This is a genomic window from Vulgatibacter sp. (assembly GCF_041687135.1).
In the GTDB taxonomy this organism is placed as follows: Bacteria; Myxococcota; Myxococcia; order Myxococcales; family Vulgatibacteraceae; genus JAWLCN01.
Map to the genome: position 1 here is coordinate 60666 of NZ_JAWLCN010000012.1, position 13320 is coordinate 73985.

General features: G+C 70.7%; 12 protein-coding genes. All 12 read left to right on the forward strand.

The genetic code is table 11. The annotated features are described in order from the left end of the window. Nucleotides 1–26: 26 nt before the first annotated feature. The 12 genes from lepA to ACESMR_RS20910 all read left to right on the forward strand — a co-directional run bounded on the left by lepA (nt 27) and on the right by ACESMR_RS20910 (nt 13288). Nucleotides 27–1832 (forward strand): translation elongation factor 4, encoded by a 1806-nt coding sequence (gene lepA / locus ACESMR_RS20855; RefSeq protein ID WP_373049057.1) that lies wholly within the window; start codon nt 27–29, stop codon nt 1830–1832. Nucleotides 1833–1837: 5 nt separating this feature from the next. Then, nucleotides 1838–2641, forward strand: coding sequence for a signal peptidase I (gene lepB, locus ACESMR_RS20860; protein WP_373049058.1), 804 nt, complete (start codon nt 1838–1840; stop codon nt 2639–2641). 4 nt (nt 2642–2645) lie between these two features. After that, on the forward strand, nt 2646–3887 hold the full coding sequence (gene lepB, locus ACESMR_RS20865) for a signal peptidase I (RefSeq protein ID WP_373049059.1): 1242 nt from the start codon (nt 2646–2648) through the stop codon (nt 3885–3887). 56 nt (nt 3888–3943) lie between these two features. Continuing rightward, on the forward strand, nt 3944–4375 hold the full coding sequence (locus ACESMR_RS20870; RefSeq protein WP_373049060.1) for a hypothetical protein: 432 nt from the start codon (nt 3944–3946) through the stop codon (nt 4373–4375). Between the two features lie 11 nt (nt 4376–4386). Continuing rightward, the gene (gene pyrR, locus ACESMR_RS20875; protein ID WP_373049061.1) at nt 4387–4923 is read left to right on the forward strand and encodes a bifunctional pyr operon transcriptional regulator/uracil phosphoribosyltransferase PyrR; all 537 of its coding nucleotides are present in this window, start codon (nt 4387–4389) and stop codon (nt 4921–4923) included. A 1-nt stretch (nt 4924) separates the two neighbouring features. Next, nucleotides 4925–6097 (forward strand): cardiolipin synthase ClsB, encoded by a 1173-nt coding sequence (gene clsB, locus ACESMR_RS20880; protein WP_373049062.1) that lies wholly within the window; start codon nt 4925–4927, stop codon nt 6095–6097. A 98-nt stretch (nt 6098–6195) separates the two neighbouring features. Further along, nucleotides 6196–7134, forward strand: coding sequence for an aspartate carbamoyltransferase catalytic subunit (locus ACESMR_RS20885; protein WP_373049063.1), 939 nt, complete (start codon nt 6196–6198; stop codon nt 7132–7134). After that, nucleotides 7131–8432, forward strand: coding sequence for a dihydroorotase (locus tag ACESMR_RS20890; RefSeq protein ID WP_373049064.1), 1302 nt, complete (start codon nt 7131–7133; stop codon nt 8430–8432). The genes ACESMR_RS20885 and ACESMR_RS20890 overlap by 4 nt, the downstream gene beginning before the upstream one ends. After that, on the forward strand, nt 8432–9577 hold the full coding sequence (carA, locus tag ACESMR_RS20895; RefSeq protein ID WP_373049065.1) for a glutamine-hydrolyzing carbamoyl-phosphate synthase small subunit: 1146 nt from the start codon (nt 8432–8434) through the stop codon (nt 9575–9577). Before ACESMR_RS20890 ends, carA begins: the two co-directional genes overlap by 1 nt. Next, entirely contained in the window at nt 9574–10203 is a 630-nt protein-coding gene (locus ACESMR_RS20900) for a hypothetical protein (RefSeq protein ID WP_373049066.1), read from the forward strand. Before carA ends, ACESMR_RS20900 begins: the two co-directional genes overlap by 4 nt. A gap of 71 nt (nt 10204–10274) precedes the next feature. Further along, entirely contained in the window at nt 10275–11702 is a 1428-nt protein-coding gene (locus ACESMR_RS20905) for a hypothetical protein (RefSeq protein ID WP_373049067.1), read from the forward strand. Beyond that, nucleotides 11702–13288, forward strand: a complete 1587-nt coding sequence (locus tag ACESMR_RS20910) for a calcium-binding EGF-like domain-containing protein (protein ID WP_373049068.1) — start codon at nt 11702–11704, stop codon at nt 13286–13288. The genes ACESMR_RS20905 and ACESMR_RS20910 overlap by 1 nt, the downstream gene beginning before the upstream one ends. The last annotated feature ends 32 nt before the right edge of the window (nt 13289–13320 follow it).

The window sequence follows — 13320 nt, forward strand, 5'->3', positions numbered from 1 at the left end:
TCGCCGTACCAGCCGAAGAAGCCCGGATGCCCGCAGAAAACGCCCATATCCGCAATTTTTCGATCATCGCGCACATCGACCACGGGAAGTCCACCCTGGCCGACTGCCTCCTCGATCGCACCGGTACCGTCACCGAGCGCGAGGCGAAGGAGCAGCTGCTCGACTCCATGGAGCTCGAGCGGGAGCGCGGGATCACGATCAAGGCCCAGACCGTCCGGATGAACTACCGGGCGAAGGATGGGAAGGACTACGTCCTCAACCTGATCGACACGCCGGGCCACGTCGACTTCCAGTACGAGGTCTCCCGCTCGCTCGCAGCGTGCGAGGGCTCCCTCCTCGTCGTCGACTCCACCCAGGGCGTCGAGGCCCAGACCCTGGCCAACGTCTACCTGGCGCTGGAGCACGACCACGAGATCGTGCCGGTGATCAACAAGGTCGACCTGCCCGCGGCGGATCCCGAGGGCGTGCGCGCCGAGATCGAGGAGGTCATCGGCCTCGACGCCTCCTTCGCCGTGCCCGCCTCCGCCAAGATGGGGATCGGCATCGACGAGATCCTCGAGGCCGTGGTCGCCAGGGTGCCGCCGCCGAAGGGTGAGGTCGACAAGCCCACCAAGGCCCTGATCTTCGACTCCTGGTACGACTCGTACCGGGGCGTGGTGATGCTCGTCCGCGTGCTCGAGGGCAGGATCTCGAACAAGCAGAAGGTCCAGCTCTGGAGCAACAAGAAGCAGTTCGAGGTCCAGGCCGTCGGCTACTTCCGCCCCAAGCCGATCCCCTCCGACGAGCTCATCGCCGGCGAGGTGGGCTTCCTCATCTGCAACATCAAGGACGTCCACGACGCCAAGGTCGGCGACACGATCACCGACGCGGTGAGGCCGGCGGAGACGCCGTTCCCGGGCTTCAAGGAGATCAAGCCGATGGTCTTCTCGGGGATCTTCCCCGTGGAGAGCCACGAGTACGAGAACCTCCGCGACGCCCTCGACAAGCTCAAGCTCAACGACGCCGCGCTCACCTACGAGCCGGAGGTCTCCCAGGCGCTGGGCTTCGGCTTCCGCTGCGGCTACCTCGGCCTGCTCCACATGGAGATCGTGCAGGAGCGGCTCGAGCGCGAGTACAACCTCGACCTGATCACCACCGCGCCCAGCGTGGTCTACAAGGTCCACACGGTCGACGGCGAGACGCTCAACATCGACAACCCGTCGAAGCTCCCCGCCGTGCAGAAGATCGAGCACATGGAGGAGCCGATCCTCACCGTGAACATCCACGTGCCCAACGAGTACGTGGGTGCGATCCTCAAGCTCTGCGAGGATCGGCGCGGCGTGCAGAAGGATCTGAAGTACCTCGGGCCCAAGCGCGTGCAGATCACCTACGAGCTGCCCATGGCCGAGGTGGTCTTCGACTTCTTCGACAAGATGAAGTCGGCGACCAAGGGCTACGCCTCCCTCGACTACGAGCTCCTCGGCTTCCAGCAGTCGAACCTCGTCAAGCTCGACATCCTCGTGAACGCCGAGCCCGTCGACGCGCTCTCGATCATCGTCCACCGCGACCGCGCCTACCAGCGGGGCAAGGACGTCTGCGCCAAGCTGCGGGAGGTGATCCCGAGGCAGATGTACGAGGTTGCCATCCAGGCCGCCATCGGCGGGAAGATCATCTCCCGCGAGACGGTAAAGGCGATGCGCAAGAACGTGCTCGCCAAGTGCTACGGCGGCGACATCAGCCGCAAGCGCAAGCTGCTCGAGAAGCAGAAGGAAGGCAAGAAGCGGATGAAGCAGGTCGGCACCGTCGAGATTCCGCAGGAAGCCTTCCTCGCCGTGCTGCGGGCGGAGGACTGATCGCCTTGTCGAAGATCTCCAGCGAGGCCACCGGGGTGGCCACCAGCGCGCCTGCCTCGGCCCCCGCTGCGGGCGAGAAGAAGCGGGAGAAGGAGAAGCCGAAGGGCTTCTTCGCCGCCATCAAGTCGATCGCCCCTGCGGTCGCCGTGGCGCTGGCGATCCGCGCCTTCCTCTTCGAGCCCTTCTCGATCCCGTCGGGCTCGATGCTGCCCACGCTGCAGATCGGCGACTACGTCGTGGTGAGCAAATTCGCCTACGGCGTCCGCGTGCCCTTCACCAACGAGATGCTCTGGCAGAGCGATCTGCCCGACCGCGGCGACGTGATCGTCTTCGAGCGGCCGACGCCGCCCAGCGAGAACCTGATCAAGCGGGTGGTCGGCCTGCCCGGCGAGATCGTGCGGATCGAGGGTGGGGTGGTCTTCGTCGACGGGGTGAAGCAGCCCCGCGAGCTCCTCGAGACGGCCTATCCCCTCGACGACTACGACGAGCGCTCCCGGCGCTGGGTCGCCACCCGTGCCGACCTCTACGTGGAGCAGCTCGCGCAGGAGGACGGCTCGCCAGAGCCCCACTTCGTCCTCGAGCAGGTCCGCGGCAGGGCGCCCGACGGGCCCTACCAGGTCCCCGCAGGCCACGTCCTCGTCCTCGGCGACAACCGCGACAATTCGGCGGACTCCCGTGTCTGGGGCTACGTGCCCCTCGGCCACATCCGGGGCAGGGCCGACGTGATCGGCTTCTCCTGGGGCCAGGACGGTCTGCGGACCGATCGCCTCTTCCGCGGGCTCGACGCAGAAGTCCCGAGCGGGGGCTAGCAGCTTGGCCCGTCGGCAGCGGCCCCACCAGCACCTCGCCGATCTCCTCGCCGAAACCCGGCGAATCGCGCGGCGCAACAAGCGCAAGCTGGGCTCCCATCTGCTCGCGGAGATCACCGCGCTGCAGGGGGAGGCGAAGAACGCCCTGGCCTCCGGCGACGAAGCCCGGATCGCCAGGGCCACCGCCGCCCTCGAATCCGCCGCCTCGAAGCACCTCGAAGGGCTGCGCCGCTCCTTCGCCCGCGAGGCGTTCGAGATGGTGCTGGTGGCGCTCCTCCTCGCGGTGGCGGTGCGCCTCTTCGTGGTGGAGGCCTTCCGGATCCCCTCGGGCTCGATGGTGCCCACGCTCCTGCCCGGCGACGTGGTTCTCGTCGACAAGTCGGCGTACGGGGTCCGTCTCCCGGGCGGAACGGAGCTCCTCCCAGGGGCGCTGCCGGCGCGGGGCGAGGTGATCGTCTTCGAGAATCCCGCGCAGGCAGGCGAGGTGATGATCAAGCGGGTCGCCGGCCTGCCCGGCGACGTGATCACCCTCGTCGACGAGCGGGTCCACATCGGCGGCCTGGCGCAGCCGCGGCAGCTGGTGGCGGAGCGCTTCGACTACTGGAACTACCGCGACGAGCTGCGCTACTGGCATCCGCAGAGCGGTAACCTCTACCTCGAGGAGCTGGGCGGGCGGCGCTACGCCACGATCCACTCGCGACTCTTGCCCAGGCCGCGGCCCGGCGAGGGTCCCTTCGAGGTGCCGGCGGGCCATCTCTTCGTCCTCGGCGACAACCGCGACGACTCCGCCGACGGCAGGACCGACGGCGGCTGGTACGTGCCACTCGCAGCCGTGCGGGGCAGGGCGTCGATCGTGGCGCTCTCCTGGGGCCGCGGCGGCCTCTGGCCCTGGGGCGACGAGGGCCTTCGCTTCGGCAGGATCCTGCGCGCCGTCGACGGGCAGGTGGTCCAGCCCGGTGCGCTTCCCCTCCACGACGCGGCGGCGAGCTTGCGGCTCGCGCTGGAGGAGGAGGGCGTCGCTGGCCCCGCAGCACCGCCGGAGCCGCCCGCGGTGGCACCGGCGCCAGCGCCGGAGCGCGAGCGGCAGGAGCTGCGCCCCTCGCGACCGCGCCCCGACGCGCTTCCCGCTTCTGCACCGGTGGAACCTGCAGCGGAGGAGGCCCCGGCGCCGGCCGAGGCACCTGCTCCGAGCGGCGCCGGCAGCGAGCAGCAGCGCGATGGCGCCGACGGGCTCGCTGCAGCCTGATCCCGCGCGGCCCGAGTTCTTGCGTCGCTCCGCGCCGCTGCGCCAAGATGCGCCCCATGCGTCCGAGCCTGCGTCGCCGCCTCGCCTGCGAGCGCGGTGCGATCAACTTCGTCACGACCTTCGCCGTCCTCGCCATCGCCGCGACGGGCTACCTTCTCTACAGCTACATCCCGCACTGGATGACCAACCGCGAGGTCGTCGCCGCGATGCGCGAGGCCGCCTACCAGGGCTGGCGCACCCGCGACGACGACCAGATCCGGCGGATGATCCGGGCCAAGACCGATCGCCTCCTCTACGTGGAGGACGAGCTCGGCCGGGAGTGGCCGGTGATCGACGAGGGGATGATCCGCGTCGACCGCGACGACGACTTCATCTACGTCGACATCTCCTACGAAATCCCGATGCACTTCCCCGGAACGCAGAAGATCCGGCAGATCCACTTCGACAATTCGGTGAAGACGGATCTCAAGTCGCCGCTCGCGGACTAATATCCAGGTCCATGAGCGAAACGCGCGTGCTGCTCGACGAGGCAGCGATCGAAGAGGCCGTCTCGGCATTGGCAGATTGGCTCCTCGCCGCCAACCAGGGCGCGGAGGAGCTCTGCTTCGTCGGGATCCAGCGCGGCGGCGTGCCCCTGGCGCAGCGCCTCGCCGAGCGGATCCGGGCGGCGACCGGCGCCGAAGCGCCGGTGGGCATCCTCGACATCACCCTCTACCGCGACGACCTCGGCGCCCACCCGGTGCCGCAGGTGGGGCCCACGAAGATCACCTTCCCGATCACCGGCCGCCCGGTGGTGCTGGTGGACGACGTGCTCTACACCGGCAGGACCGTGCGCGCCGCCCTCGACGAGCTCACCGATTTCGGCAGGCCGCGCCGGGTCTGGCTGGCGGTCCTCGCGGAGCGCCCGGGCCGGGAGCTTCCGATCCAGGCGGATTTCGTCGGCGCTTCGGTCGAGGCAGGCCCCGGCGACAACATCGAGGTGCGCCTGCGCGAGCAGGGCGGGGCGGACGAAGTGGTGCTGCACCGGCGGTCCTGACGTGGGCCGAGGCGAGCCGCCGGGCGAGATCACCGCAGAGGGAGCGGCACGGCCCTACGCGGCGCTGCGGGTGGGCACCCACCGCCTCGCGATCCTGCGGGACGGCGCGCAGACCTACCACGCGATGCTCGAGGCGATCCGGGCGGCGCGCTCCGCCATCCTCTTCGAGACCTACATCCTCCGGGACGACGAGACGGGCCGCCGCTTCGCCGAAGCGCTCTGCGAGCGATCCCGGGCCGGGGTCGAGGTGAGCCTGCTCTACGACGCGTGGGGCTCCGACGTCTCGGACGAGTTCCTCGAGGAGCTCCACGCTGCGGGGGTCCGGACGCTGGCCTACCACCCGCTCCGCTTCCACGGCAGGCTGGCCGCGTTCTTCGCGCGGATCTACCGCCGCGACCACCGGAAGATCCTCGTGGTCGACGGCACCGTCGGCTTCACCGGCGGCGTCAACATCAGCGACGACTACGCCGTCTGGGGAGAGGAGAAGCGGGGCTGGCGCGACACCCACCTCCGCCTCGAGGGCCCCGCCGTCGCCGAGCTCCAATTCCGCTTCCTCCGGGCCTGGCGCCGCCACCGGGGCGCGCCCATCGACGAGCGCCGCCACGAGAGCAGGGGGCGCAGGCCCGATCCGCTGGTGCGGATCGTGGGGACGGCGCTGCCGGGCCAGCACGGCGCCATCGGCAGGGTCTACCGCAAGTCGATCGCCCGGGCGCAGCAGCGGATCCGGATCACCAACGCCTACTTCCTGCCGACGATCCGGGTGATCCGCGCGCTCCGCCATGCCGCCCGGCGCGGGGTGGACGTGCGGGTGATCGTGGCGGGCACCACCGACGTGCCGGCGGTGCGCTTCGCCTCCCGCGCCCTGTACGAGGCCTTCCTCAAGGCCGGGGTCCGGATCTTCGAGTGGCACGGCAGGGTGCTCCATGCCAAGACCGCCACCATCGACGGGAGCTGGTCGACGGTGGGCTCCTCGAACCTCGACACCCTCTCGCTGCGGGTGAATCTCGAGGTGAACGCGGTGATCGAGGATGCCGCCTTCGCCGCTGCGCTGGAGCGGATGTTCGAGGAGGATCTCGCCCACTGCAGGGAGGTGACGATGGCCGACTGGCACGCCAGGCCCCTCTGGGAACGGGTGGTGGGCGGCTTCGCGCTCCTCTTCCGGCGCTGGCTGTAGGGCGGCGCTGGCTGTAGGGCGCCGTACCGCCGTGGCGAAGCCGCCGTACGTCCGCCGTTGAACCATCGGCGCTGGTGCGCTATAGCTCCGCGCCCGATATGGCCCACCCCCGCCAGCACCTCCTCGGAATCGAGTCCCTTGCCCGGCAGGAGATCGAGTCGATCCTCGATTCCGCCACCTCGATGAAAGAGGTGCTCCGCCGCGACATCAAGAAGGTCCCGGCGCTCCGGGGCAAGACGGTGATCAACTGCTTCTTCGAGAGCTCGACGCGCACCCGCTCGAGCTTCGAGATCGCAGCCAAGATCCTCTCCGCCGACGCGGTGAATTGGAGCTCCTCGGGCTCCTCCACCAGCAAGGGCGAGACGCTGATCGACACCGCGAAGAACCTCGAGGCGATGCGCCCGGACATCATCGTGATCCGGCATGGCGCCTCCGGCGCGCCGAACCTGGTCGCGTCGCGGGTCGGGTGCGCGGTGGTCAACGCCGGCGACGGCGCCCACGAGCATCCCTCCCAGGCGCTGCTCGATGCCTTCACCCTGCGGGAGCGGTGGGGCTCGCTCGAGGGGCGCACGGTCGCCATCGTCGGCGACATCCGCCACAGCCGCGTCGCCCGCTCCAACGTCTACTGCCTCCAGCGCCTCGGCGCGAAGGTGCGGCTCTGCGGCCCGCCGACGATGCTGCCGCTGGGCGTCGAGGCCCTCGGCTGCGAGGTCACCTCCGACCTGCGCACCGCGGTGGGCGGCGCCGACGCGGTGATGATGCTCCGGATCCAGACCGAGCGGATCTCCGAGAGCCTCTTCCCCACCGGCCGCGAATACTCCCGGTACTACGGCCTCTCCCGCGCCAAGCTCGATTGGCTGAAGGAGGACGCGCTCGTCCTCCACCCCGGCCCGATCAACCGCGGCGTGGAGCTCGAGCCCGAGGTCGCCGACGGCGATCGGTCGGTGATCCTCGACCAGGTCGAGAACGGCGTGGCGGTGCGCATGGCCATCCTCCTGCGCGCGGCAGGCGCAGGCCCCGAGGCAACCTCCGCATGAGGCCCGAGATGATCGTCCTCCAGAACGGCCGCGTGCTCGATCCCGCGACCGGCGTCGACGGCGCGCGCACGGTGCGCATCGAGAACGGGCGGATCGCCGCCATCGACGATCCCGGCGCCCGGCAGCCCGCCGGGGCGCAGGTGCTCGACTGCGCCGGCAGGTGGATCGTGCCGGGTCTCGTCGATCTGCACGTGCACCTGCGCGAGCCCGGCGAGGAGTACAAGGAGACCATCCTCTCCGGCCTGCGCTCCGCCGTGGCCGGCGGCTTCACCGCCGTGGTCTCGATGCCGAACACCAAACCGGTGATCGACAACGCCCACCTGGTGCGCTTCGTCCTCGACAAGGCGAAGGAGGCGGGGCTGGCGAAGGTCTACCCCTCGGGCGCCACCACGAAGGGCCAGAAGGGCGAGGCGCTCGCCGAGTACGGCGACATGAAGAGCGCCGGCGCGGTGATGATGACCGACGACGGCCATCCGGTGATGAACCCCGGGATCATGCGCCGCGCCCTCGAATACGCGAAGGCCTTCGACCTGCCGATCATGGTCCACGAGGAGGACCTGAACCTGGCGGCTGGTGGCTGCATGCACGAGGGCACGGTCTCGATGCGCCTCGGCCTCAAGGGCTTCCCGGCAGCGGCGGAGGACGTGATGGTCCTCCGCGACATCGAGCTCGCGTCGCTGACCGGCGGTCGCCTCCACATCGGCCACCTCTCCACCGCAGGCGCCGTGCGCGCGGTGCGGGAGGCGAAGCGCCGCGGCCTGCGGGTCACCGCCGAGGCCACGCCGCACCACTTCACGCTCACCGACGAAGCGGTGGCCACCTACGACACCAACGCGAAGATGTGCCCGCCGCTCCGCTCGCAGGAGCACGTGGACGCGGTGCTCGAGGGGCTGGCGGACGGGACCATCGACGCGATCGCCACCGACCATGCGCCGCATTCCTCGGTGGAGAAGGACGTGGAGTTCGAGCGGGCGTCGAACGGCATCGTCGGGCTGGAAACCGCCGTCCCCCTCACCTTGGCGCTGGTGCGGCGGGGCGTGATCGGCGAGAAGCGCGCGATCGAGTTGCTGAGCACCGGTCCGTGCCGGGCGTTCGGCCTGCCGGGCGGCACCCTGGCCGTCGGTGCAGCGGCCGACGTCACGGTGATCGACCCTGCGGCGGAATGGACCGTGGAGCCGGCATCGTTCGAGTCGAAAGGCAGGAACAGTCCGTTCGGCGGCTGGAAGGTCCAGGGCCGCGCGGTCCTGGTCATGGTCGACGGGCGGATCGTCCACGGCGGCGAGCAGAGGAGCAGGTGATGGGTATCTCGAGGCGCAAGGCCATCCTCGCATTGGCGGATGGCACGGTCTTCGTCGGTCGTGCCTTCGGCGCCGAGAGCGAGACCGTGGGCGAGGTGGTCTTCAACACCTCGATGACCGGCTACCAGGAGATCCTCACCGATCCCTCGTACGTCGGGCAGATCGTCACCTTCACCTACCCGGAGCAGGGGAACGTGGGCGTGAACGCCCTCGACGAGGAGTCGGTGCAGCCCCATGCCGTCGGCATGATCTGCAAGCACGCCAGCCTTGGCCCCTCGAACTACCGGTCCGAGGCGCCGCTGCAGAAGTACCTGGTGGAGCACGGCCTCCCCGGCATCGAGGGGATCGACACCCGGATGCTGGTGCGTCACCTCCGCGACCACGGCGCGCAGATGGGCGTGCTCTCCACCCTCGAAGGCGCCGAGCCCCGGGCGCTGGTGGAGAAGGCCCGCAGCGCCCCCGGCATGGGCGGCCAGGACCTCGCCACCGGCATCTCGACGAAGCAGGCCTACGAGTTCACCACGCCGCTGGGCGATCCCCTCGAGGGCGCGGCGCAGGCCCCCGAGGCCCGCTTCCACGTGGTGGCCTACGACTACGGCCTGAAGAAGTCGATGCTGCAGCTCCTCGTCGACGCCGGCTGCAAGGTCACCGTGGTCCCCTCGCACACGCCGGCGAGCGAGGCCCTCGCCCGCAAGCCCGACGGCATCTTCCTCACCAACGGCCCCGGCGACCCGGCGGCGGTGACCTACGCCGCGCCCATCGTCCGCGAGCTCCTCGGCCAGGTGCCCATCTTCGGCATCTGCCTCGGCCACCAGATCCTCTCCCTGGCCGTCGGCGCGAAGACCTACAAGCTCAAGTTCGGCCACCGCGGCGGCAACCAGCCGGTGATGGATCTCGAGACGGGCAAAGTGGAGATCACCGCGCAGAACCACGGCTTCGCCGTCGACGCGGAGAGCCTCGCCGGCACCGGCGCCCACGTGACCCACGTCTCCTTGAACGACGGCACGGTCGAAGGCATCGCCATCCCGGCGAAGCGCGCCTTCAGCGTGCAGCACCACCCCGAGTCGTCGCCGGGGCCGCACGACGCGCGTTATCTCTTCGAGCGCTTCGTCCGCCTGATGGAGGGTGGGGGCGCCCGCTCGTGATCCAGCCCTACCTCGACCGCGTGATCGCCTGGGCGACCGGACCCGAAAGGCAGGAGGAGATCCTCCGCGCCAAGGAGGAGTTCCGCCAGCGCACCGGTGAATTCCACGAGGACGACAAATCCTTCGAGCCGCGGATGGCCGCGTTCCTCGAGTTCTTCCTCTTCGACCGCCCGTTGGAGCGGGAGGGCGTGCCGCCGGTGCAGGCCTTTCTCGACGCGCAGCGCAGCGAGCTGCCCGCAGAGGATCTGCCGCGCCTCGAGGCGCTCGCCAGCGGACTGCACGGCATCTTCGAGATCCGCAAGCTGGGGACGAAGCACGGGCTGCGGATCCGCGAGGTGCTCTCGGGGAAGGACTACGAGATCTACGAGCGCCGCGAGCTCGTCGGCCTGAGCAAGGGCGACATCCTCGACGCGCGCATCGTTCCCTGGGACGAGGAGAGCTGGGTCTTCACCGGCGCCTTCCTCTACCATCCGGCAGAAGCGCGCAAGCAGGTGCTCAAGGAAGCCAAGCGCCGGGCGAAGGCCGACGCCTCGCCGCTCGAATTCGCCTGGGAGCTGGCGCGCCTCGCGCTCAAGCTCGAGCGCTACCGCAACGTCGCGGTGGAGCACATCTACAAATTCGAGTGACCGGGGTGCGGCAAACCGCACTATCGGCTGCAGCCCCGCAGGCGCTATTCCTCCACGAGAAGGGGGATGCGATGCGGGGCTTCTTCGTTGCGGCGCTCTCCGCGGCGGTCCTGGTGCTGTTCGGCTGTGGCACGGACGTCGCGCGACCTGCGGATGAAGGCGGCGCGGGCCAGGGCGGCGCAGGCGGCCACGGCGGCGCAGGCGGCCACGGCGGCGCAGGCGGCCACGGCGGCGCAGGCGGCCACGGCGGCGCAGGCGGCCACGGCGGCAGCGCCCCCGCCGAATGGGGACCGACGACCGTCGTCGGCACCACCGACGGCCCGGGCGGCTTCGCGATCGCTGCTGGCGACGCGACGGTCCACTTCCTCTACCGCAACGATGGCGCGCTCTTCGCCCGCCGCTGGTCCGCAGCCGCAGCGACGATGGAAGACGCTGCGCAGATCAGCGCCGACCACGGCATCCGGCCGGGGGTGGCGCCTCTCCTCGCTGCGGCGACCGACGGCAGTGCCGTCGCAGCGTGGATCGACGGGGATGCCGTCGTTCGGCTGGCCCGCTTCGATCCCGTCGCTGCCAGCTGGTCGCAGCCCGAGGCGCTGACCGATCCCTTCGCCGAAGACGTGGAGCTCGCTGGGCTGCAACTCGATCCGCAGGGGAACGTGACCCTGGCGTGGAGCAGCTTCAATTCGCAGAGCGGCTTCTGGCTGAACGAGACGATCGCCTGGTTCGAGGCACGCGCCGCCTTCACGCCGATCCACTACGTGGGCCTGTCTCGGCAGCAGCTCCTCCGCAGCGCCGCGCTCCACGTCGCCGATCGAGAGGTGCTGCGGCTCCGCTTCTTCTACGAGTCCTACGGCACGACCCCGGGCTCGATGCTGATGGAGTACGACCTGCGCACCGGCGCCGCCTACCAGCTCAATGGCCAATACCTCGCCCTCCAGCCGATGACGAAGGGCTCGGTGGCCTACGAGGCGACCGGGCGCGCCGTCGCCGTCTGGGAGGGAGCGCGCGGGGGGCTCCACGCCCGCATCACCACCCAGCCCGACGAATGGGCAGATGCGGTGGAACTCCACGCAGCCGCGGTGGCCGATCACGTGCTGCAGGTCGGGCCGGATGGGCGCGCCGCACTCGCCTTCCTCGAGCAGGATGGCGAGCTCTTCACCTCCGTGCTGGACGATGGCGGCTGGATCACCCCGGTGCGGGTGGCCACCGCCGCGACCGGCCGCCCCGCGCTCAGCGGCGGCGGCGCCGGGGACCTGCTCCTCTTCGCCACCGACGACGGCGCCCTGCGCTGGAGCGAAGCAGGGGACGACGCATGGAGCGAGCCGGCGGTGCTGGCGAGCGGGGAGGAGGCGCGTCATCGCGCCCCGCAGGCGGCACGCTTCGCCGGGGGCGAGGCGGCGGCCTGGCTCCGCACCGACGCCGCTGGCGCGACGGAATTGCTCGCGCGCTTCCGCCACGAGCGGCCGGGGGCTCCTGAGCTGGCGGCGGAGCGATGGTGATGCCGCGGCGGATCGGGATCGCGGCGATCGCGCTGTTGGCGCTCGCCTGCGGTGGGGAGGAGCTTCGGGCCGTTGGAGGGGATGGCGGCAGCGGCGGCGCCGGAGGCGGCGGGGGAATGCCCTGGGCCGGCTGCGACAGCTGCTCGGAGCACGCCACCTGCGACCTTTCCGGCGCCTATCCCGTCTGCAGCTGCGACGAGGGCTTCGACGGCGACGGGGTCGATTGCGCCGACGTCGACGAGTGCACGAGCGGCCGATGCGATCCCCGCGCCATCTGCGAGAACCTGCCGGGCTCCTTCACCTGCAGCTGCCCGCCACCGCTCCAGGGCGACGGCACCGTCTGCCGCGAGAGCAACGAGTTCCAGGGGCCGGTGGTCGTCGGCGCCATCGACCCGGGCTCCGCCCCGGCGCTCGCACCTGCACGAGACGACGTCTTCGTCGCCTGGCGCACCGGGGAGCAGGTGAAGGTGCTGCGGTGGCTCGGTGCCTCCGACGTCTGGGATCGGACCCACCTCCTCGGCGAGGCCCGCACCGAGGTCGCTGGAAGCGGGCCCCTGATCGCTGCCGCCGAGGACGGCAGGGCGGTCGTCGCCTGGATCGATCCGGGCGACGCGGTGCACGTGAGCAGCTACGCCCCGGGGGCGGAACGCGGGAGCCGGCCGACGCTCGTCGCGGACGAGCTGGCGAAGCCGGTGCTCGCCGGCCTCGCCGTGGACGACAGCGGGAACACCAGCCTCGCCTGGACCTCCTTCGACGTGGAGAGCGGGTTCTGGTTGAACGAGGCCCGCGCCCATTTCGTCGGCCCGGGGCGCTGGACCGAGCGGATCTACCTCGGCCTCTCGAAGCGGCCGACCCTTCGCACCGCCTCGTTCACCGTCGAAGATCGGCAGGTGCTGCGGCAGCGCTTCTACTACGAGGCTGCAGGCGAGCGGCCGAGCTCGATGCTGATGGAGTTCGACCTCGCCACCGGAACCGCCTACCAGCTCAACGGCCAGTACCTCGGCTCGCTGCCGGCGATCCAGGGGAGCGGCACCGTGGCCTACGATCCCACGGGCAGGGCCCACGTCGGCTGGATCGTCGGCGCCGGCGACACCGTCGTGATGCGCACCACGAACGGCCCCGACGCGTGGGCGGAGGCGCAGCGTCCCCGAACTTCGGGCTACGATCTCCTCTTCGATCTCGCGACCGCCCCCGGGGCCGCAGCGATCGCCACCTCGAGCAGCGAGGGCAGCTCCCTCCATCTCTGGGAGGAGGGACGCGGCTGGGCGCCGGCAACGTGGGAGCACGAGGCGACGGGCGCAAGCGAAGGGCCGCTCGTCGGCGCCCCCACCATCGGCCTGCAGCGCGGGCGCCCCCTCGTCGTGCAGGCCGTCGGCTACGACGCCGCAACCTCGCTCTACCTCACCGAGCTCGTGACTTCGCCGGGGACCGCCCCCTTCCTCGAGACCCGTCTCGTCGTCCCTGCCGGCGACGAGCACCACCACGTGGGCCCGGAGCTCGCCGTGTCGGCCCTCGGCGAGCTGCTCGCCTGGCGCCGGGTCGGCGCCGGCGGCACCGCGGAGCTCGTCGTCGCCACCCGCAAGTAGCCGGGCAGGCAGGCCCCCGAAGCGCCACCGCC